This window comes from Jeotgalicoccus sp. WY2 (assembly GCF_018437745.1).
Taxonomy (GTDB): Bacteria; Bacillota; Bacilli; order Staphylococcales; family Salinicoccaceae; genus Jeotgalicoccus; species Jeotgalicoccus psychrophilus.
Map to the genome: position 1 here is coordinate 612,712 of NZ_CP049818.1, position 20,438 is coordinate 633,149.

Below are 20,438 nucleotides of genomic sequence, written 5' to 3' on the forward strand. Positions count from 1 at the left end.
AACTTCATCCTTTCTCTGTTTGTACGTGTTACTAATTACGTAGCGGTTTGCCCGTTTCAAGCATATGACTGATACGTGCATATGTTTTCTCGTTCTGCAGGAGATCTAAAAATCTCTCTCTTTCGAGTTTTTGTAAATATCGCTGATTAACGTACGTGTTGCGCGGTACATCCCCGCCCGATAATACTTCTGCAATCTTCAAAGTAATTTCATAATCATGATCACTGATAAAGTTTCCAAGACGCTGCGCATCAAGCATTCCTTCCGCCAGTGCTTTAAAGTCTCTGCCAAGTGCAATATACTTACCTTCAGGTTTAGGAATATAATTCATTTCCGATTCCAGACGCGCTTTATTCAGTGCAGCTTCCACACGCTTCTCAACGTTCAGAATAATTGAGTCTGTATCTCTTAAATAACCATATCTTTTCGCTTCATATGCGTTCGTCGATACTTTAGCCATACCGATATTTGTCAGTACTTCAGTCATCGACTGCTGTTTATCATCGTGTTTATGATTCGTGCTTAATATACGGTCTGACATCTCAGCAAGTCCGCCGCCGCTCGGTAAGAGGCCGACACCCGCTTCAACCATACCAATATAAGTTTCACTCGCAGCTACGACGAATGGTGAATGAAGTACTAACTCACAGCCTCCGCCGAGTGCTTTACCTTGAACTGCTGTTACTATCGGTTTAAGTGAATACTTCATACGGTTGAAACTGTTGTGCAGCTGGTCGATTGCCGGTCCGACTAATTCTTCGACCTTTTTCATTTCGTGAGATTTTTTCATCATATACAGATTTGCTCCGACACTGAAGTTTCTGCCGTTAGCATATAAGACCATACTTGAAAAATCTTCCGTCTCCAGCAAATCAACAGCCTCAACTAAATCTTTCGAAAACCCGTCAGAAATTATATTGTTATTGCTCTGCAGTTTTAACAGCAGCTGATCCGTATTAACAACCGATAGATTTGAGTCTTCCCGGTTCCAGATTTCACTGTCGATTAATTCACTTACCGGTGTCACGCGCTCGATCGATTCGCCTTCTTCGTAAAAAGGCTGAGTGCGTTCTTCAATCCATTCAGGCAGTTCTCCGAGTTCTTCTTTCATACGGTTTTTACTCGACTGAAGCCCATCATATCCCACAGCTGGAACGGCCCTTGTTTCCAATTAAAGCCCCAGACAAGTGCACGGTCTATATCTTTATAGTCCGATGCTGCTTTAGGAACATTCAATGCTGAATAATAGAAATTGTTCCTCATCGTTTCCCACATGAATAATCCTGCTTTGTCGTCAGCATTAAAAATAACATCCATATTTGCTGTTAAATCTTTGCTGAACTTGCCGAGTATTGGAAACTGCGGTTTTGACTGTTCAACATAGTCACTTGTTTCGGGATTAAATACGAGAATTTTATTCTTCTCTTTTTTAAAATCCCTGTTTAGTTTTTCTGCCGAGTGCTCCCGCTTCAACTAATTTTTCAGCAACTTTTGTACTGCTGAAGAACTTCTCTTCGCCCGGTACTTTCTGCATTCCTTTAGTTACAGTGACTGCAATGTCGATACCAACTAAATCACTTAAGCCGTAAGTTCCGGTACTTGGACGGCCGATGCTTCTCCCCGTCAATGCATCAGTGTCGGAAATTGATATTCCCGCTTTCTTCTGCACGGTGCATAATATCGTTCATCGTTTGTGTACCGACACGGTTAGCGACAAAACCAGGTACATCATTGGCAACAATCACACCTTTACCAAGCTTGCTTTCTGCAAAATCCTGAGCTGCTTTTACTGATTCTTCAGCTGTATCTTTCAGAGGAATAATTTCAACCAGTTTCATAATACGCGGAGGATTAAAGAAGTGCATGCCGAAAAATCTTTGGCGTTCTTCTTTATTGAAAACTTTCGCAATATATTCAATCGGAATCCCTGAAGTATTCGTTGCAAATAATGCATTATCCTTCGCCACTGCTTTAACTTGCTTCCATACGCTGTGTTTAATCTCCAGCTCTTCTTTAACCGCTTCGATATAAATATCTGAGTCGTCTTGACCCTGCAGATCTTCTTCAAAGTTGCCGTATGTTAAATTTGGAGCAAAGTTTAAATCAAACAGTTGCGGACGTTTTTTATCCGTAATCATTTCAAAAGATTTTCTCGAAATTTTGTTTGGATCTTTTTTATCAATTGCTATATCAAGTATTTTTACTTTTAAGCCTGCATTAACGAGCAGGGCAGCAATCTGGCTGCCCATCACTCCCCCCCAAGCACGGTCGCTTTTCTTATCGTCATGAAAAACCCTCCAAATTATTTTATCTTTATACTTTTCATACACTTTGTCTTTAAATAAATGCTGAATCGCCTGTTAGCGCTCTGCCGATTACCAGTGCATTTATTTCGTGCGTGCCCTCATAAGTGTAGACAGCTTCAGCATCGGAGAAGAATCTCGCAATATCATACTCTGCCAGAATACCGTTGCCGCCGTGAATTCCGCGTCCCATTGCTACTGATTCCCGCAGTCGTAACGCATTCATCATCTTCGCTGTTGATGTTGCCACTTCATCGTACTCGCCGTTTTCCTGCATACGCGCAAGCTGTGCTGACATTGCTATTGCGTGTGAAAGGTTCCCCTGCATCATCGCAAGTTTTTCCTGAATCAGCTGATACTTGCTTATTTCTTTTCCGAATTGTTTACGCTGTGTAACGTAATCAAGCGTTGCACGAAGCGCTCCGGCCATCGCACCAGTTGCCATGTATGATACACCTGCACGAGTAGAGTAGAGGATTTTGGCAATGTCTTTAAAGCTGTTAATATTCTGCAGTCTATCTTCTTCTTTCACGACTACATTATCTAAACGAATATTAGTATTCGGTATAATTCTTAATGCAATTTTATTTTCGATTACATCGATTTCTACGCCATCCTGTTCAGGACGGATAATGAATCCTTTCGGCTTCCCTGTTTCTACATCTACTGCAAACAGAGGAATAACATCGGAGACATTTGCTCCGCCGATCCATTTTTTCGCACCGTTAATAATCCAGTTTTCTCCGTCGAATTTAGCCGTTGTTTCAAGACCGCCTGCAACGTCGGAACCGTGATCCGGCTCAGTCAGTGCAAAACACGTTCTGAGTTCGTGAGACTGAAGTTTTGGCACATATTTAGCAATCTGCTCTTTTGAACCGCCGAATAAAAAGGCATTGTGTCCAAGCCCCTGGTGTACACCAAGAATTGTTACCAGTGATACGTCGAAACGTGCGATTGTATATGACATAAAGAACTGGAACAGCTGGCTCGGAGTTTTTGCACCTTCACGGCCTTCAAATAACAACGGATTTCTAAAATAGTTCAATTTCCCCATATCATCGAAGAAGTCTTCAGGAACTGTTGCATTTGCCCAGTGATTGTTAATTGAATCACGATATTTGGATTCAAGCAGATCGTCCAGCTGTTTTAGAAATTTAACTTCCCCTTCAGTAAGTTCCTTAGCATTATTTAAAATATCCTCCGGATATAATTCTTTCAGTATTTGGTCTTTTTCTGTCATAGTATTTCCCTCCGCCTTATATGATAACGCTTTCAAATAAAGTTAAAATTTTTAAGCTACAACCCGTTTTCTTTTGCTTTCTCATTCATTAAACGCTGAATTTCCAGTTTATCCGGTTTCGCAGTAGAGTTTAATGGAATATCTTTCATTTCCATATACATCCTCGGAATTTTATACCCTGCAATACGTGCTCTGACGTGTTTATCAAGAATCTCTTCGAAGTTCTCTGTTTCTTCTGTCAGTACAATCGCCGCAGAAACTGATTCGCCGTACTCAGGACTGTCATAACCCACAACAATAGCTGTACGTACAATCGGATGTTCAGACAGTGCCGCTTCAACTTCTGAAGGCAGGACGTTTTCACCGCCGGTAATAATTAACTCTTTCTTGCGGTTGACGATAAAGATATCACCGTCTTCATCTTTTTTAGCAAGGTCGCCTGTAAGGAAGTAGCCGTTCTTAAATACTTTGGCTGTTTCTTCCGGTTTGTTCCAATAACCCGGTGTAACATTTTTCCCTTTAACTGCCAGTTCACCGATTTCCCCGACTTCGACCTCATTACCGTCATCATCAAGCAGCTTGCTTTCAACGTACATAATTGATTTCCCGATGCTCATCGGTTTTACTTTCGAATTATGAGGCGTGTTTACCATAGTAAGCGGTGCTTCTGTCAGACCGTATCCGTTAATCAGCGTGTGCCCGATACTTTCAAATTTCTTCTGTACAGCAGGCAGCGGTGAAGATCCGCCCTGGATCAGATATTTAATGTTTTCAAAGTTTTTTATATTAAAATTATCTGCAACCAACATGCCGTAATACATCGTTGGAATCATAATCAGATAATCCGGTTTAAATTTGCTCATCAGATCGTTCAGCTCTGCACCATCAAAGTAACGGTGAAGCACAAGCGTGCCCCCAGCCATAATTAAAGGCAGTGCCGTATCATTCAAGCCAAGGACGTGGAACGTCGGTGTCGAGATAATCGTCGTCTGATCTCCGGTCACTTTGTAAGTCAATACTGCATTAATAACATTCGCAACAAATGATTCGTAGGTAAACATTACTCCTTTTGGCATTCCCGTTGTACCGCTTGTATACATCAGTGAAGCCAGATCTTCGCTTTCGACTTCAACAGTTTCAAACGGACGATGCTGAGCCGGATTACAGATTTTATCGTACTCCGGTGAGTCGATATCCATGTGAAGCAGTTCTTCAGGAGTCCCAGTTAAGCTTTCTTTATGACGCAGCGAGTAGAAAATCATTTTAACTCTCGAATCTGCAATGATACTCTGTATCTCCTTCGGTTTTAAGCGCCAGTTAATCGGAAGGTAGACAGCACCCATCTTGAATGAAGCAAATAAAAGGTCAAAAATTGCCACATCATTCGGTGCAAAAATACCTACAACATCTCCGCGTTTAATACCTTGTTCCTGCAAATAATTCGCCAGGTTTTCAGCACGTGTATTTAAATCCTGATAAGACCACTGTGTTCCTTTCGCAGGGTCAATAATTGCCGCTTTTACTTCATCATAGTCCGATCTTGTTTTAATCCAATCATAATTCATTTACAACTTCCCCTTTGTTAATGATTATTTTTAATTGACTGAGTCAATTGCCCCCAGCTTTCCTGAAATATTTCACTGCTTATTTCTGTTAAATCTTTAGACACTAAAGGCTTAAAATCCATCTGAGATAAAATATCTCTTTCGAGATCAAGTCCCGGAGCAATTTCAATCAGTTCCATTCCCCTGTCAGTCAGCTGAAATACTGCACGCTCTGTGACATAGTAGACATTTTGACCAAGCTCCCTTGAATACTCTGCATTGAAATCCATACTCTGAACATTCCGGACGAACTTCTTGGAATGTCCTTCTGAATCGATAATCAGTTCATTATTCTCACAATGCGAGTCGCTCCCGACGACCATCGTACCTGAGAATATTAACGTTTTTACTGTCTGGCTGATATCGATAAAACCGCCGCTGCCGTTCATTCTGTCTCCGAACTTCGAGACGTTGACGTTGCCGGAACTGTCGATTTCAGCAAAGCTGAGAAATGCGATATCGAGTCCCCCGTTAAATATAAAGTCCCATGTCATATCATGGCGCATTCTTGCATCCAGATTATAGTTCATGCCAAAGTGATTTCCGCTGCCGATCATTCCCCCGAATATACCGGTATCGATGTTCAATTTGACAAGATTCTCAGCACCTTCTTCACGCAGTACATTGGATAGCTCATTATTAATCCCGTAACCGATACTGACTGTATGACCGGGCTTTAAAAACTGGGCTGAACGCCGTAAAATTATTTTTCTGGAACTAAACTCTAAAAACTTTTCCTTACTCTGTGAATTCTGTGATGGCCGGATAAAGCGGGATCGTAGTATGTCTGTATCACCTGCTTATGATATTTTGGATTTTTGTTTACTACAATATAATCGACAAGCTCCGATGGTATAAATACATCGCGCGGATTGAACTCCCCTTTTCAATTAGCTCTTTTACTTGAACGATTACCTTGCCCCGTTTGTCTTGCAGCAGAAGCTGCACTGAAACCTTCACCAAGATGCGATTCGTGAGTCATATAATATTCCCGTTCTCATCGGCGAATGTACCTCTTAATAAAGCCACATCAATTTTTGGAAAGTCATAATGCAAATACTGTTCCTTATTAATCTCTATTAAAGAAACTAAATCATCACGAGTAGCATCGTTAACTTTCCCGCCGGACATTCTCGGATCAACAACCGTATTCAAACCGATTTTGGAAATCATCCCCGGCGAAGAAGAAGCCTGTTCCCGGTATGACGTTGCGATAATACCCTGCGGTAGAAAATATGCTTCAATTTCATTGTTTTTAATCGCTTCAACCGTTACAGGAGAAGCAATCACGAGACTGGCAATAATTCTTTTAACCATGCCGCGTGAGACGAATGAATCAAGGTCAAAGCCGTCATCAAAATCACTGATATCATTCGACACAACAAAAGTTAAATTGTCAGTTTTTCCATCTTCATCATACTGCTCTGCCAGATATTTCAGCACTTCCATCGGTAAGTTCCCCGTGGACAGAGCAGCTATTGAAATAACATCACCGCTTTTAATAATATTTCTTAAATCCTTATATGAAATAATCTCCATATTCTATTCTCCCGACATAGTTATATTCAGTTAATCTTTTGCATATAACCCTTTCTTTATTTATCCCCTTCACTTTTTCAAATGTACCACCACGCTTTTAAATTGTAAACGATTTCATTTCATTATTTTAAAAATTTTACATTATATAATTTCATACTAACTGTTAATACCAGGTACTATTAATAAGTCTGTAAGTGCTGATACCATTGATATAATAACGTTTTAAACTATTTACCTAAGATTAATATTCAGAAAATATTACTTTCTTCAATATGAAATAATTATGACTTGACTTTAATGTCAAAAAATGGCCAAGTACCATAAATTGGTCCGTCCACTTAATGTCTTCGCTTTGCTTAAATTTTAAGTTTTTTTACATCTTATCATGCCGAAACTGTTCTTATGTTTTAAGTAAGAATTGATGATAGATAAAACTGACAGCGAAAAAATTACTAACTAAAAAAATTATAATTAGAAACTGATTTTATACATATATACGCAAAACATTCATTGCCTATGTTTACCAGGACTGATATTTTAATTAGAATTCAAACTATTTTCCGAGAATTATATATGAAAATTTAAGAAAAGAATTGAGTTTCAATCATATGAACAAAGGAATGAAAGTAAATAATTAAGACTTCTTACTGTTATTCATAAAGTTTATTTATATTAGAATTAGAGGGGGATATTAAAATGGCAAAAAAGCACCTATGGAATTATCTTTACTAGATAAAAAAGTACTGAAACCTGAAGAAAAATATATTACTTCTCTAGAGTTAAAGCTTCTATTAGCTCTGATAGTAATCAGATAAGAAATAAAGATGGTTTAATTTGTACAACTAACAAACGAATTATATTAGTATTCATAAAAATGTTTGGTCACTTAGAAGAATCCTATAATTACGATGAAATAAGAGATCTTAAAGTGATTAAAGATGACAGCACAGTAACAATGAAATTAGAAAATTCAAGAAGCCACTCTTTTAGCTCTCACTTTGATGGCCCAAGTGAATTATTAAATGTCATAAAAGACATAAAAGATTATATGAAGAAAAAAGAAAAAAACATTTAATGAATTCTCGAATATCTATCAGCAAGAAATCGAAAAATTAAAGAATGAAAAAAATGATTTGGAAAGTAAAATTTTAGAAGACAAAAATTTGATCAAGAAGTTAAATGAAGAATACAACTACTATAATGCTATTGTAGAATCTGCTAAAGAAGAAACTTCACCGCTGATTAGAGAGTATCATAAAAACTTGATTATGCCTTTTGATAACTACGACCAAATCCCCTCTCACTCACGACTTAAAAACTCAACTTAGTTTACTAAAATTAAATGAAAAAGAAATAGAAGATGTCTACTCTTTAATACATGATGATGAAATTCTTAATAAACGAGAGCATAAATCACAACAAAGACAAATACTAAGAATGTTTAATGTTGAATGCGATTTCATTTTCAGTAAAATGACTCATAAAAATGTTGAGAATAGTCATAACAAGTTGGTTAAGACATATGAACAATTAAATAAACTGTTTGAAGTAGACAATGTGAAAATCAATAAAGAAATTTTGATTAACAAATTAGATCAACTCAGTTTAATAGCTCAATATAATATTGCATTAGAACAAGAGAAACAAATTCGTAAAGAAGAAAGAGAACGAATCGCTGAAGAACAGAAAGCGGAAAAAGAATTAAATAATGCTCTAACTAAGCTCCAAAAAGAAGAGAACCAATTTAAAAATGAAACCGATAAACTTACAAAGTATATGCAAAACACATCTAATGATGCAGAAAAAGAAGTTTATGCAGAAAAAATTAAACAATTGCAAGAACAACTTAAATCTTTACAAGACAATAAAATCAATATTAATAAGAGACTTGAAAATACACGTGCTGGATACGTATATATCATTAGTAATGTAGGTTCATTCGGAGAAAATATATATAAAATTGGAGTTACTCGTAGGTTAGAACCAAGAGATAGAATTAAAGAGTTAAGCAGTGCATCGGTGCCGTTTGAATTTGATATACATGCAATTATTTTTAGTGACGATGCACCTAAACTTGAGAATACATTGCATAAATATTTCAGAGAATACGAATTAAATAAAATTAATACGAGAAAAAATTCTTTAGAGTTGAGCTAGACAGAATCAAAGAAGTTGTACTTCAGGAGCATAATGACACAGTAAGATTCGAAATGGAAGCTGAAGCTCATCAATATCGTGAAACTCTTAAACTAATTGAGTCAACAACAGAGTCGATTAAATCATTCAATAAGTAATAAAGTGATTTATTTAACAACAAACCCCATCATATCAACTTTGATATGATGGGGTTTAAAAATATACTACGGACAGTGAGGGATTCGAACCCTCGAAACGAGTTAACGTTTACACGCTTTCCAAGCGTGCGCCTTAAGCCACTCGGCCAACTATCCAGAATAAAAAACAGAAGTGCGATTACACTTCTGTGTATGACCCGTACGGGAATCGAACCCGTGTTACCGCCGTGAAAGGGCGGTGTCTTAACCGCTACCAACGGGCCAGACTCCACAGGTAGGACTCGAACCTACGACCGATCGGTTAACAGCCGATAGCTCTACCACTGAGCTACTGTGGAATAATAAAAAAATGGAGCGGGTAGACGGGATCGAACCGACAACATCAGCTTGGAAGGCTGAGGTTATACCATTTAACTATACCCGCAAAGGTAATTAATAAAATATGGCTCAGGACGGAATCGAACCGCCGACACTGTGAGCTTCAATCACATGCTCTACCAACTGAGCTACTGAGCCATGCTATATAAAATTTAAAAATGGCGGTCCCGACGGGAATCGAACCCGCGATCTCCTGCGTGACAGGCAGGCATGTTAACCGCTACACCACGGGACCACTCTTATGTATTAAAATAAAAAATTGCGGGAGAAGGATTCGAACCTTCGACCTCCGGGTTATGAGCCCGACGAGCTACCACTGCTCCATCCCGCGCCAATATTATTTAACATATATTTAATGTCTGTTATATATACTATAGGTTTAAGATGAATATTTCAAGTCTTTTTAACCATTTTCATATAACAAATTTACACTTTCTTGATTATTGAAGTTTAACAGCTGAGTTCTCTTTTTTAGGGTAAGGGTATTATCTATTATTTCAGGAGGGATTCTATGAGCAATGATGTTAATCAATCGTACTGGTCAGCTTCCGTTGAGCTTCCAAAATATCCTGAACTCAAGGAAAATATAACTTCCCATATACTTATAGCCGGCGGCGGCATCAGCGGTTTAATGAACGCTTACCAGCTCGCTGTCAGAGGATATGAAGTAACATTAATTGAAGGCAATGAACTGGTCGGCGGAACTACAGCTAATACAACTGCAAGAAAACTGCACAGCAGGGTCTCATTTACAGTCAGTTGAAAAGCCAGAAGGATGCTAACACAGCGCAGTTATATTACGAATCTCAAATGAGTGCAATTAACGAAATCGAAAGTATTGTTAAAAAATATAATATGATTGTGATTTTAAACGTGTGGACAGCGTAATTTATGCCGAGCACGAAAAATCATTGAAGATCTTAAAAAAGAAGAAAAATATAAGGAACTTTCAATTGACGGTCACCTGACAACAAATGAACATGACCTTCCATTTGAAACAGCCGGAGAACTTATTATGAAGAACCAGGCTGAATTCCACCCTCTTAAGTTTTTACAAGGAATTATTGAAGTGCTTGAAGATTTAAATGTAACGATATATGAACATACACGTGCTAAAAGCGCTGACGGCAATACTCTTACGACAGTAAATAATCATAGTATAGATTTTGAGTATTTGATTATCGCGACACACTTTCCATTCCTCGATATTGAAAACTTTTACTTTAACAGTTTTAAAATCAGTTACGGCTACGGTCTCGTCGCAGAAACATCCACGCCAATACCGGAGCATCTTTCAATGAGCGGTCATGACGGTGCCGGTTTATCTATTAGAAACGTTGTGAAACCCGATAGTGCATTACCGGTACTTCTCTTTGGCGGACTCGGACACGGTTCATATGAAGAAAACGATATGGCTATGCAGCTGTCTAAGCTCGAACATTACGCAGGACAGAAAACTGCAAACAAGGATACTTTGTATGCATACCGCGCACAGGATTTAATGACTGCCGACTCCCTGCCTTTCATCGGTCATTTCATAAGCAGGATAAGCACTATTTTGTCGCATCAGGTTTCAATAAATATGGTATGACAAACGTCGTACTTTCCTCTCTGATAATCAGTGATTTAATAGAAGATAAAGATAACATGTATAAAGAAATGCTTGATCCCGGCCGTAAAAAAGGCACTTTTCAGCAGTTAAAACAGCACCTGACCAATCCGTTCCATGTTGCAGAATCAGAAATAAAGAACATGGCTGAATCTCATCCGAATCTGGATGACCTGCATCTGGAAAAAGGTGAAGGTACAGTTGCAAAAGATGGAATGTCTAAAAAAGGTGTCTATCGTGATGAAGATAACTATTACGTCGTATCTAACCGCTGTACTCATATGGGCTGCAGTTTAGGCTGGAATAATGATGACAAGACTTGGGACTGCGCCTGCCACGGATCCAGATTCAATTACACAGGAAAAGTTATCGAAGGTCCTGCCACGGATAATCTTGATTCTGAAATCAGACCATCCAAATAAAATAATCCCCTTTCCGGGGATTATTTTTTATGATTTTCATAGTAAATACTCATTGCCTGCTGCATAAATTGAGCTAGTCCGTCTCCAAATTTATTTATATTTCTAGTGAATCTCTCGTCTTCGACATACATATCTCCAAGACTTTTAAACATTTCTGGAGAATAGTCCCCTATTTCATTTAGAAATTCATACCACTCATGAATTTGCTGTTGAGCATCCTCTGATTCTGGTTCCAGATGTCTGACATTGGCTAGTTCTGTATAAATTCCATTGAATCTCCGTTCCGCTTCTTTTGTTCCCGTCTTTTTTAAGTTTCGCTTAGATTTATCAACTGCATCACTCCCCCATTTCTCTTTCGCTTCTTCTTCATAGGGATTGTGCGAAAAATCCACACCTTCAAATTTCTCTTTATTTGTCATCATCATCTCTCCTTTTTCACTGCTGATTGTTTTATCTATCAGTTTCAGTATACTATTTAGTCTCGACTGCTCCTTTAAAATGATACTTTTTTGTATCTGCAGTGCTTCTGTTTTATCATAATACGGACTGTCCAGAATTTCTTTAATCTGCGTAAGTTTAAAATTCAGCTGTCTGAAAAAAAGTATTTGCTGAAGTCTTGAAATATCTGTATCTGCATAATCACGGTAGCCATTTACTTTATTTGTATCAGGTGTCAGCAATCCGATTTTATCGTAATGATGCAGCGTTCTGACGCTCACACCTGCAATGTCTGCCAGTTCTTTAATTTTCATATCCCTCACCTCTTAATTTCGAGTATAAACGATGACGTTACGTTATGGTCAATGTCAATTTTATTATTGTTTTAACAGGGTATAAACTATAAGATAGAATTAATATTTACTAAAAGAGGATGATAATCAATGGCACCGCAAAACGACAGAAAAAATAATAAATTTATCCGTCCGAGACATTTAAAAAAATTGGGACTCCCCGGGATGATTGTAATTCTGTTATTATTTATCGGTGTAACTGTCTATAATGATAATTTCGCCGGTGAAGATACAGAACAGAAAACAACTGGCGATAATGAAGTCACAGTGGATCAGCACATCGATGGTGATACGACACGTTTTAACTACAATGGCAGTTCTGAGAGCTTCAGATACTTAATTATTAATACGCCGGAAATCGGCAGAGACGGCGAGCAGGATGAGCCGTACGCACAAGAAGCATTTGAAAGAACTCAGGAACTGCTTGATAATGCTGACACGATTACAGTGGAATTCGATGAAGAAGAAAAAGACCACTATGACCGTTACTTAGCGTATGTATATGCAGATGATGAGATGGTCAATGAAGTCCTCGTTCAAGAAGGACTCGCTTCTGTAGATTATGTGCATCCTCCAAACGATAAATATGAGGACCTGCTGAAAGAAGCTGAACAGGATGCTAAAAATGAAGGCGCTGGAATGTGGTCAGCACAATAAAAAACTGGGAACCCTGATTGAGGATTCCCAGTTTTTACTTTTATGCTTCTACTTTGCTATCAGACTCTATCCAGTTCTGCGACCATTTCTCAATATCTTTTAACACAGGTTCAAGTGAATGACCTTTTTCTGTTAAAGTATATTTAATAACAACAGGCGTTTCCGGAATAACTTCACGGTTGATAAGGCCTTCCTGTTCCATGCTTTTCAGACGATCTGATAATACTTTGCCGCTGACACCGGTTGCTGCCTGAATTTCACCGAATCTGGAATTACCATCCAGCATTTGATAAATAAGCAGAGCAGTCCATCTTTGACTTAATATATTTACCGCTTTTTCAAAGCGTGGGCACATTTCATTCTTGGACATTACACCACTCTTATTAAAATATAATAGCAAAAAAGTATATATTAAAAGTAAAATTAATTACTTGCCATAACTACATAGTCATTGTATACTAAGTTACATTAAGTTACCAATTAGGAGGATTACTATGACATTTCATAATAATAACGCAACATATGTAGAAACAGTATCATTAAATATAAAAGATCTTAATCGTTCTGTAGAGTTCTATACTAATACAATCGGTTTATCTGTAAAAGAACAGGACGGTACACGTGCTGAACTGACTGCAGACGGAGAAAATATTCTGCTTATTTTAAACCAGGTCGATAAAGAACGCACACACCCGCGTGCTGCAGGATTATATCACTTCGCGCTGCTGCTGCCGACAAGAGAAGACCTTGCACTGATTACAATGCACCTGGCTGCAAAGAGAATACCTTTAGGCTCAGCAGATCATCACGTAAGTGAAGCACTCTATTTAGATGATCCAGACGGCAACGGCATTGAGATTTATATCGACAGAGAGCCTGAACACTGGATTTGGAATGACGGTCAGGTACACATGGTTACTGACCCGCTGAATGCTGAGGACCTGCTGAAAGACAGACCGGATCCTGCAAACTTTAAAGGATTACCGAAAGATACAATAATGGGACACATTCACCTTCATGTCAGTGAACTTCAAAAGACTGATGAGTTTTATACAGAAGGCCTTGGCTTTGAAGTGATTCTCAACTTCGGCGGGCAGGCGCTATTTATGGCAACTGAGAAATATCACCACCATATTGCAGCAAACGTTTGGAACGGTCTCGGGGCACCAGCACCTGAAAAAGGCAGTATCGGCCTGGATTACTATACTGTAATTTATCCGTCAGATGAAGCGTTGAACGATGCTGTATCAAGACTTACAGCTCTTGGTTTCACAACTGAAAAAGAAGATAGCTATACACTGACACTGGACCCTTCCGGCAATCACATTAGAATGCAGACACACAAAAGTCATAATTAATTGAAAGAGATTCTCAATTAGGTTGACTCATTCTCAATAAGTATTGTATATTAGTAATTGAAAATGATTATCAGTTATAAATTAATAGGCCCCCTCTTATTAATAAAAATCATTTTCAGCTACTTAAATCTAATGTACGCACATTTATAAAGCCATACCCAGACCCAGGGTGTGGCTTTTCTTAATTTTTGGTACACTTATAAGACCAACTGGGAAACGAGGCATCAGCATGACTTTTAAATCAAAAATAGACTTGCCTTTCAGTATAATGATGATTACATCAATTGCTGTGTTAGCAATTGTCGGTTTTCTCCCCTTCTTTCTCGATGAACCTTTAGATTTTTGGTCTGTTACTATACTTTTTACAGCTACTCTCCCTGCAATTCTTCTGCTTATTCTAATGACTTTTACTACCAGATATATTTTCCATGATGATTATCTTCATGCAAAATCCGCACTGTTTGGCAGTAAGATCCCGTACAGGGATATTTATAAAGTACATTCCACCGCAAACTTTATTTCAGGATACCGGATAATGACCTCTAAAGATGGTCTCGAGATTCATTCCAGAAGTATCGGTTTAGGCAGCGTGAAAATATCTCCTCAGAATAAAGATATATTTATAGAAGAACTAAAAAAACGTGCAAGTCATGCACAATATCAAGATATATAGAAAATCTGTAGCTGATCAGTGCAGATTTTTATTTTTTGCATAAAAAAAGACAGCCGAGGCTGTCTTTTGAAAGCTTATATTAAACCGTAGTGACGTTAGTAGCTTGTGGGCCACGTTGTCCTTCTTCGATTTCAAAGTTAACTTTTTGTCCTTCTTCTAATGATTTGTAACCATCAGCTTGGATAGCAGAGAAGTGTACGAATACGTCGTCTCCAGCTTCCTGTTCGATAAATCCAAATCCTTTTTCTGAGTTAAACCATTTTACTGTTCCTTCGTTCATAGAAAAAACCTCCTAGTGCTTTTGCACTTAAATATTTGCAATTGTTAATGTAAAAATTTTAAGAGTTTTTCAAACGAATGAAACAATTAAAATATTTGTTGATTAAGAACTACTCTTAAGATACTACAGGGTTTATGTGTAAAAGTCAACTGTTTGTGGAATTCTTTTTATATATTTTTTTTGGAGTCTCTTCCAGTTCTTCCGGATGTACGAAACCTCTGTCTCTTTTAAGGGTTTCTTCAATTCCTGTAAGAACAGTTTTAACATCTTCAGGGTTATATAAATCCATCTTATCTATATCAATGACGTAAACAGGTGAAATTTCCTTGCTGTTGTACTCAGTCAGGAATTCGTTTTCGTACATGTTATAGAGGTCCTGATAGTATTTGTATAGACCAGGGTTGCCTTCAATCTGTTCAAAGTCTCTGCCGCGTCTTTTAATTCTTCTTATAACTTCTTCAAGTGACCCGTGAACCATAACCATCAAGTCCGGTGATTTCTTAAACAGCACCTGCTGTTTATATAAATCATTCAGTTCTTCCATCATGTTCTCGTGCAGATCTAAATACGTTTCGTATTCCGCTTCATCCATTGAGCCGTTTTCATACTGAAGTCTCGCAAAGATCATCGCATCTTCATAAATAGAACGGTCCAGCACTGAGTTAGGATGTGCCATTGCTTTTTTAATCGCTTTGAATCTGTGATTGAGGAAAAACACCTGAAGGTGGAAACTGTACCTTTCCGGCTCGTCATAATATTTTGCCAAGAATGGATTGCCGTCTACTTTCTCTTCCAGCAATTCCACTTCAAAATGTTTCGCTATGACTTTACCCCATTCTGTTTTACCTGCACCAATTGTTCCTGCTAATGTAATCAATATACCGTCACCTTTTCCATGGATCATTTTTTTCACCAAATTTATAGTTTTTTTCTTTACTAATATAATTGATATATTTCTTTGTTTAATCAAAATTAAGCCTTCACTATTTTACCAGAAAAACAGTATAAAACTACCACTTAATTTTGGCAATTATCGTTCCATGTCACTTTTTGCTCTAATCGTTTTAAAAGTGTCCTTTATTTTCTACTATATAAGTAAAATTACTCATCTCTTAGCTGGCATCAAGCATTAAATTTCCAGCCTTTAGGCATTTCATAATACACTGGTCATACTATGAATAAAGGGAGAAAGTAATATGAAATCATACTACAGCGATGTGTTTCAGTTCAGGGGTACTCATTACGACTTCGGCTATTTACAGGGACAGCAGTTGAAAAACTCCCCCATTTTATCGAATCGTGAAAGACAATGGCGCAAAAGAGAGAATCGTCATTTTATCGTTGACCCTGAGACGTCTATGAATATGCTGCGGAAGATTGCCCCTCAAGTACTGGATGAAATTCAAGGACTTGCCGATGCACTGGAACTCGATATCACAGAAGCATTTAAAAAGTTCGGCGGTTATTATTTGGAGCTGACACGGAGCGGCTGTTCTATTTTTACTGGCAATGATTTTTTCGTCCGGAATTACGACAGCCATCCCCGCGGTTACGAAGGACGTTATATATTTTATCAGCCGACAGATCGAGGCTACGCTTTTATGGGTCCGACGATGCAGATCACAGGACGTATTGACGGTATGAATGAGAAAGGTCTCGTTATCGGTTATAACTTCACTCACACTAAAAAATCTGCAGACGGATTTATGTGCAGTATGATTGCAAGGCTTGTTCTGGAAACATGTGCAAATACTGATGAAGCAGTCGCACTGCTGAAAGACATACCCCACAGGCATTCGTTCAGCTATGTCGTACAGGATTCGAGAGGCATTCCTTATGTGATAGAAGCCTCACCGAGAAATGTCGCTGTCAGGCAGTCTAATATATGTACAAATCACTTCCATATGCTGCAGGAAGAAAACCGCTACAGACAGGAAGAATCACTTCAGCGTGAACAAAACATCATGAACAAGCAGCAAAATACGAGTAAACCGTATGAAGCCTTTAAAATCATGAACAGTCTTAATGAAGGTATTGCATCAACCAAATACGATGCATCTGCCGGAACAATTCATACGTCGGTCTATCTGCCGAAGGAATTAAAAGCATTATTTGTTATTGGTCTGGACAGGAAACCAGTTATTTTTGATTTTAATAAATGGCTGCAGGGAGGGGAAAGATATTAATGTACGAAGATCAAAGGTGAGCTGGACTTTGACAAGCCTTTTGTTAATATGAAGTGAGCTGTTAATACAGTATAAACATTCAATATTAGATAGGCCGGTGGTTACTTTTGAACGAAGAACTTCTTATATTATTTCTCATCGTTATCATAGCTTCGTCGCTACAGACAAGCACCGGGTACGGATTTTCAATTGTCGGCACACCTTTTTTGCTGATGGTGTTCCCATTTCATGAAGCAATTCAGATTAACATTATCCTTTCAATTTGTTTATCATCGGTGATGATTTATAAAATACGCACAGAAATTGATTTAGAACTGCTTAAAAAATTAATATACGGCAGTCCGATTGGACTCTTTGCCGGAATTCTTATATACCTGTATATGGATACAGGATTTATTAAACTCAGTGTCGGGATTATCGTGCTGATTCTAACTATACTTTTAATCAGTAACTTCACGTTAAAAAGAACAGGGCTTAAAGACTATACAGCGGGCGGACTGTCAGGACTGCTGACAACGAGTATCGGCGTTCCAGGTCCACCACTGCTGCTGTATTTTTCAGGTGCAAGAATTGATAAAACTATATTACGCAGTACAACACTTGCCTTCTACTTATTTATATATACCGTCAGTTTGATTATGCAGATCATATTTGGCGGAACGCATTCGGAAATATGGATATCATCCGCTCTTGCCCTCCCTGCGCTCTTTTTAGGCGTAGTTATCGGACAGATGGTGTTCAAAAAAATTACCCAGAAAGTATTCTTAAATATTACATATGTAATTTTGATATTTACAGGAATATTTGGTGATTACTAGTATTTAAAAATGTGAACAAAAAAACAGCCGCCTGTCTCAGGCGGCTGTTTATTTATATGAGCAGTAACCTGGTGTATTAAATAAGAGGTTTAACAACCTTCTCTTCCCAGACTGGCTTATTAGATTTTATAAATGAAATGAGCTCTTCTTCATCTTTAAAAATTGTCTCATCACGATCAATGCTGTTAAAAGATGAGATGGTTAAACGGTAACCGAGAATCGGGCGTTTGGATATCGTATACTCATGTCGTTCTGTAGTGAAAGTGATCTCATCGTCCGTGGACGCTACGACTACCCAGTATCTCGAATTAATTAAACTTAAAATGTTGTTCACGTAGTTCCTCCTCTTTTGTATGAACTTAATCATACCACCTTCGGTAATTTTAGAGTATATAATTTAAATTCATTACATCCTAGACGGTGAAAAGAAACATTTTTGTAGTAAGTCCTCATTTTATTATTAATAACTAATTTAGAGATTGATAAATACTATCCGTAATGGGTGAACATGAAATATACCATTATGCCTCAATAATTAAATATAAAACGGTTAAATTGTTCTACTGTTTCAAAATAATATTTAGACTCGAATTTCATTTGCTCTTTGATCTCAGGAATGTGAAGTTTGTTTAAGCTGCATGCGAAAATTAAATTATACTTTTGATTGAATCGGTCAGTTTAAAATAATTCAATATGTCATACGGTGTTACTTCTTCATTTGTATTCAAATAAATAATACTATTTCCATCTATTCTCAGAACATTAATGAGTTGCAGTTCAAGTTTGGCATCGGTTTTCTCCACATTTATAACATCAGTCTCAGGAGAATATGACAGCCGACCGCCCTCTAATATCTTAACCTCTGATTGATAATAACTTCCTCTTCTGAATGATTTCAGTAATAAATTCTTCACCGGATTTGTCTTTAATTATTTCACCACCCTGCGAAATCATCTATAAATTTTTTAGCAGTTTAGTTACTTGATCATTTTGTCTCTGCACTGAATTCATAACTTCATTATCATTTAATTTTTCAGTCATACAACCTCTCCTTAGCAATAATCTAAATATATCAAAAAACTGCATGATAAAGGTTGAAAATCTATGGACCAGCTTATCCAATTCCTCACTTTAAGAAATCAGAACAAAAAAAGCTCAACCCCTATTGGGATTGAGCAAATATATTAACGGAGATGGAGAGATTTGAACTCTCGCGCCGCGCAATGCGACCTATGCCCTTAGCAGGGGCACCTCTTCAGCCACTTGAGTACATCCCCATATGGCTCCACAGGTAGGACTCGAACCTACGACCGATCGGTTAACAGCCGATAGCTCTACCACTGAGCTACTGTGGAATAGTATGTATGTTTCAATCGAACAAGATTTATTATAGCAATGAACGTTAATTAAATCAACAGTAAACTTAATAATTGTTAAGTAAAATTTACATTAATGATAAATAATTAAACTTCCTATCATTAATATTCACTAGATTTTATTAATCTGATCAATTCCACGCATGTATTTTAAATAAGTATCCCGCGCTGCTTCATTAATCTGCATTTCTTGATGCTGATGTTCATAAGCGAGTTTTTGTTTCATCCTTACGGTAAGTTTTTTCTTTAGCCAGATTAAATTTATAGTGCAGCTTCACCGCATTTAAATACTGATTGTTAAATGAACTGTATGAAATATTAACTTCCATCTCTTCATTATTTTCAAATTTAACTTTTGTATTGCCATTATAATCATATAACTGTCAATATATCTTAAATTAAACCAGCAGTTTTCGTTAACACGATCCGAGTGTGTACAGAAATATATATGAACCAAATAAATCTAAAATAATCGGATGCTTTGATCGTATACCAGATAAACTTCTTGTTAAGTCTTTACGTGATGCGTAAGTCTGAAAATGATATTTACAATTATGTTCCAATATTTTATTAGGAATGGAAAGACATTCTATAGGCTCCCCGTAGAGTTCCCCTATTACACTTTCAGTATAACGCCCGAGTGACTTAGCAACAATGTACATCGTTTCATCATTAATAATATAATGCTGTCGGCTCATATTTTCCCCCCTGTATTTATTATTACAATCAATATAACACAGAATATTTAAAATGTTAACTAATAATGTTAAATGTTGCCTATTGTTTAAAATCAGCATCTAAAAGTTAATTATCAGAATACATAGAACTTCGATTCTCATTATCATTGACCTAAATGAGAATGTATTATATAATCTGATTAAAGATAGTTTCGAGAGGGGTAATTTATTAT

General features: G+C 37.5%; 18 protein-coding genes, 9 tRNA genes and 3 pseudogenes. 11 read left to right on the top strand and 19 right to left on the bottom strand.

The annotated features are described in order from the left end of the window. Positions 1-31: 31 nt before the first annotated feature. The 4 genes and pseudogenes from G4D76_RS03425 to G4D76_RS16580 all read right to left on the bottom strand — a co-directional run bounded on the left by G4D76_RS03425 (position 32) and on the right by G4D76_RS16580 (position 6,686). A pseudogene (locus tag G4D76_RS03425) lies at positions 32-2,287 on the bottom strand (3-hydroxyacyl-CoA dehydrogenase NAD-binding domain-containing protein). 50 nt (positions 2,288-2,337) lie between these two features. Next, positions 2,338-3,543, bottom strand: coding sequence for an acyl-CoA dehydrogenase FadE (locus G4D76_RS03430; protein ID WP_026859589.1), 1,206 nt, complete (start codon positions 3,541-3,543; stop codon positions 2,338-2,340). A gap of 56 nt (positions 3,544-3,599) precedes the next feature. Then, positions 3,600-5,108, bottom strand: coding sequence for a long-chain-fatty-acid--CoA ligase FadD (locus G4D76_RS03435; protein ID WP_213810544.1), 1,509 nt, complete (start codon positions 5,106-5,108; stop codon positions 3,600-3,602). 17 nt (positions 5,109-5,125) lie between these two features. Beyond that, positions 5,126-6,686 (bottom strand): annotated as a pseudogene (locus G4D76_RS16580) (acyl CoA:acetate/3-ketoacid CoA transferase). Between the two features lie 790 nt (positions 6,687-7,476). Between G4D76_RS16580 and G4D76_RS15775 the strand changes: the two are divergent. The 3 genes from G4D76_RS15775 to G4D76_RS03455 all read left to right on the top strand — a co-directional run bounded on the left by G4D76_RS15775 (position 7,477) and on the right by G4D76_RS03455 (position 8,843). Then, the gene (locus G4D76_RS15775; RefSeq protein WP_256440554.1) at positions 7,477-7,761 is read left to right on the top strand and encodes a PH domain-containing protein; all 285 of its coding nucleotides are present in this window, start codon (positions 7,477-7,479) and stop codon (positions 7,759-7,761) included. A gap of 88 nt (positions 7,762-7,849) precedes the next feature. Next, on the top strand, positions 7,850-8,014 hold the full coding sequence (locus tag G4D76_RS03450) for a hypothetical protein (RefSeq protein WP_213810545.1): 165 nt from the start codon (positions 7,850-7,852) through the stop codon (positions 8,012-8,014). A 109-nt stretch (positions 8,015-8,123) separates the two neighbouring features. After that, complete coding sequence (locus G4D76_RS03455) at positions 8,124-8,843, top strand: SNIPE associated domain-containing protein (RefSeq protein WP_213810546.1); 720 nt, start codon at positions 8,124-8,126, stop codon at positions 8,841-8,843. A gap of 206 nt (positions 8,844-9,049) precedes the next feature. On the opposite strand, the gene G4D76_RS03460 is transcribed toward G4D76_RS03455, so the two are convergent. The 7 genes from G4D76_RS03460 to G4D76_RS03490 form a co-directional block, all read right to left on the bottom strand. Beyond that, a tRNA-Ser gene (locus tag G4D76_RS03460) sits at positions 9,050-9,136 on the bottom strand. 37 nt (positions 9,137-9,173) lie between these two features. Further along, positions 9,174-9,243: transfer RNA gene (locus G4D76_RS03465), tRNA-Glu, on the bottom strand. Positions 9,244-9,246: 3 nt separating this feature from the next. Then, positions 9,247-9,318 (bottom strand) — tRNA-Asn (locus tag G4D76_RS03470). Positions 9,319-9,330: 12 nt separating this feature from the next. Continuing rightward, positions 9,331-9,404, bottom strand: a tRNA-Gly gene (locus G4D76_RS03475). Between the two features lie 19 nt (positions 9,405-9,423). Further along, positions 9,424-9,496 (bottom strand) — tRNA-Phe (locus G4D76_RS03480). 21 nt (positions 9,497-9,517) lie between these two features. Further along, positions 9,518-9,593 (bottom strand) — tRNA-Asp (locus G4D76_RS03485). Between the two features lie 24 nt (positions 9,594-9,617). Next, a tRNA-Met gene (locus G4D76_RS03490) sits at positions 9,618-9,689 on the bottom strand. A gap of 180 nt (positions 9,690-9,869) precedes the next feature. Between G4D76_RS03490 and G4D76_RS03495 the strand changes: the two genes are divergently transcribed. The 3 genes from G4D76_RS03495 to G4D76_RS03505 all read left to right on the top strand — a co-directional run bounded on the left by G4D76_RS03495 (position 9,870) and on the right by G4D76_RS03505 (position 11,389). Then, positions 9,870-10,121: an FAD-dependent oxidoreductase gene (locus G4D76_RS03495; RefSeq protein ID WP_213810547.1), complete on the top strand. Its 252-nt coding sequence runs from the start codon at positions 9,870-9,872 to the stop codon at positions 10,119-10,121. Positions 10,122-10,268: 147 nt separating this feature from the next. Further along, positions 10,269-10,949 carry an FAD-binding oxidoreductase/lyase gene (locus tag G4D76_RS03500; RefSeq protein WP_371814652.1) on the top strand — a complete coding sequence of 227 codons (681 nt, stop codon included), beginning with the start codon at positions 10,269-10,271 and terminating at the stop codon, positions 10,947-10,949. Further along, positions 10,946-11,389: a Rieske 2Fe-2S domain-containing protein gene (locus G4D76_RS03505; protein ID WP_213810549.1), complete on the top strand. Its 444-nt coding sequence runs from the start codon at positions 10,946-10,948 to the stop codon at positions 11,387-11,389. Before G4D76_RS03500 ends, G4D76_RS03505 begins: the two co-directional genes overlap by 4 nt. Before the next feature lie 20 nt (positions 11,390-11,409). Here the strand turns inward: G4D76_RS03505 and G4D76_RS03510 are convergent, their stop codons facing one another. Next, on the bottom strand, positions 11,410-12,141 hold the full coding sequence (locus G4D76_RS03510; protein ID WP_213810550.1) for a MerR family transcriptional regulator: 732 nt from the start codon (positions 12,139-12,141) through the stop codon (positions 11,410-11,412). 129 nt (positions 12,142-12,270) lie between these two features. Between G4D76_RS03510 and G4D76_RS03515 the strand changes: the two genes are divergently transcribed. Then, positions 12,271-12,837 carry a thermonuclease family protein gene (locus G4D76_RS03515; protein ID WP_213810551.1) on the top strand — a complete coding sequence of 189 codons (567 nt, stop codon included), beginning with the start codon at positions 12,271-12,273 and terminating at the stop codon, positions 12,835-12,837. Between the two features lie 40 nt (positions 12,838-12,877). On the opposite strand, the gene G4D76_RS03520 is transcribed toward G4D76_RS03515, so the two are convergent. Further along, positions 12,878-13,207 carry a winged helix-turn-helix transcriptional regulator gene (locus G4D76_RS03520; protein WP_026859582.1) on the bottom strand — a complete coding sequence of 110 codons (330 nt, stop codon included), beginning with the start codon at positions 13,205-13,207 and terminating at the stop codon, positions 12,878-12,880. Between the two features lie 124 nt (positions 13,208-13,331). On the opposite strand from G4D76_RS03520, the gene G4D76_RS03525 reads away from it, so the two are divergent. Then, positions 13,332-14,195 (top strand): VOC family protein, encoded by an 864-nt coding sequence (locus tag G4D76_RS03525; protein WP_213810552.1) that lies wholly within the window; start codon positions 13,332-13,334, stop codon positions 14,193-14,195. Between the two features lie 229 nt (positions 14,196-14,424). After that, on the top strand, positions 14,425-14,868 hold the full coding sequence (locus G4D76_RS03530) for a PH domain-containing protein (RefSeq protein WP_213810553.1): 444 nt from the start codon (positions 14,425-14,427) through the stop codon (positions 14,866-14,868). A gap of 79 nt (positions 14,869-14,947) precedes the next feature. On the opposite strand, the gene G4D76_RS03535 is transcribed toward G4D76_RS03530, so the two are convergent. Together G4D76_RS03535 and G4D76_RS03540 are read right to left on the bottom strand one after the other, a co-directional pair. Then, complete coding sequence (locus G4D76_RS03535; protein WP_026859579.1) at positions 14,948-15,148, bottom strand: cold-shock protein; 201 nt, start codon at positions 15,146-15,148, stop codon at positions 14,948-14,950. A gap of 145 nt (positions 15,149-15,293) precedes the next feature. Then, complete coding sequence (locus tag G4D76_RS03540; protein ID WP_213810554.1) at positions 15,294-16,052, bottom strand: deoxynucleoside kinase; 759 nt, start codon at positions 16,050-16,052, stop codon at positions 15,294-15,296. Between the two features lie 292 nt (positions 16,053-16,344). Here G4D76_RS03540 and G4D76_RS03545 point away from each other — a divergent pair, with 292 nt between their 5' ends. Beyond that, positions 16,345-17,334: a C45 family autoproteolytic acyltransferase/hydrolase gene (locus tag G4D76_RS03545; RefSeq protein ID WP_213810555.1), complete on the top strand. Its 990-nt coding sequence runs from the start codon at positions 16,345-16,347 to the stop codon at positions 17,332-17,334. A 107-nt stretch (positions 17,335-17,441) separates the two neighbouring features. Further along, positions 17,442-18,152 carry a sulfite exporter TauE/SafE family protein gene (locus G4D76_RS03550; protein ID WP_213810556.1) on the top strand — a complete coding sequence of 237 codons (711 nt, stop codon included), beginning with the start codon at positions 17,442-17,444 and terminating at the stop codon, positions 18,150-18,152. A 76-nt stretch (positions 18,153-18,228) separates the two neighbouring features. Here G4D76_RS03550 and G4D76_RS03555 read toward each other — a convergent pair whose 3' ends face one another. The 4 genes and pseudogenes from G4D76_RS03555 to G4D76_RS03570 form a co-directional block, all read right to left on the bottom strand. Beyond that, on the bottom strand, positions 18,229-18,486 hold the full coding sequence (locus G4D76_RS03555) for a hypothetical protein (RefSeq protein WP_213810557.1): 258 nt from the start codon (positions 18,484-18,486) through the stop codon (positions 18,229-18,231). 854 nt (positions 18,487-19,340) lie between these two features. Then, positions 19,341-19,429, bottom strand: a tRNA-Ser gene (locus G4D76_RS03560). Positions 19,430-19,432: 3 nt separating this feature from the next. Next, positions 19,433-19,507: transfer RNA gene (locus G4D76_RS03565), tRNA-Asn, on the bottom strand. A gap of 224 nt (positions 19,508-19,731) precedes the next feature. Next, positions 19,732-20,325 (bottom strand): annotated as a pseudogene (locus G4D76_RS03570) (competence protein ComK). Positions 20,326-20,438: the final 113 nt, after the last annotated feature.

Bases quoted from the DNA above. Each gene is read 5' to 3' on its own strand.
- G4D76_RS03525 (WP_213810552.1), top strand. From the start codon at position 13,332: ATGACATTTCATAATAATAACGCAACATATGTAGAAACAGTATCATTA.
- G4D76_RS03455 (WP_213810546.1), top strand. From the start codon at position 8,124: ATGTTTAATGTTGAATGCGATTTCATTTTCAGTAAAATGACTCATAAA.
- G4D76_RS03535 (WP_026859579.1), bottom strand. From the start codon at position 15,148: ATGAACGAAGGAACAGTAAAATGGTTTAACTCAGAAAAAGGATTTGGA.
- G4D76_RS03545 (WP_213810555.1), top strand. From the start codon at position 16,345: ATGAAATCATACTACAGCGATGTGTTTCAGTTCAGGGGTACTCATTAC.
- G4D76_RS03495 (WP_213810547.1), top strand. From the start codon at position 9,870: ATGAGCAATGATGTTAATCAATCGTACTGGTCAGCTTCCGTTGAGCTT.
- G4D76_RS03520 (WP_026859582.1), bottom strand. From the start codon at position 13,207: ATGTCCAAGAATGAAATGTGCCCACGCTTTGAAAAAGCGGTAAATATA.
- G4D76_RS03530 (WP_213810553.1), top strand. From the start codon at position 14,425: ATGACTTTTAAATCAAAAATAGACTTGCCTTTCAGTATAATGATGATT.
- G4D76_RS03540 (WP_213810554.1), bottom strand. From the start codon at position 16,052: ATGATCCATGGAAAAGGTGACGGTATATTGATTACATTAGCAGGAACA.
- G4D76_RS03515 (WP_213810551.1), top strand. From the start codon at position 12,271: ATGGCACCGCAAAACGACAGAAAAAATAATAAATTTATCCGTCCGAGA.
- G4D76_RS03435 (WP_213810544.1), bottom strand. From the start codon at position 5,108: ATGAATTATGATTGGATTAAAACAAGATCGGACTATGATGAAGTAAAA.
- G4D76_RS03505 (WP_213810549.1), top strand. From the start codon at position 10,946: ATGACAAACGTCGTACTTTCCTCTCTGATAATCAGTGATTTAATAGAA.
- G4D76_RS03430 (WP_026859589.1), bottom strand. From the start codon at position 3,543: ATGACAGAAAAAGACCAAATACTGAAAGAATTATATCCGGAGGATATT.
- G4D76_RS03510 (WP_213810550.1), bottom strand. From the start codon at position 12,141: ATGAAAATTAAAGAACTGGCAGACATTGCAGGTGTGAGCGTCAGAACG.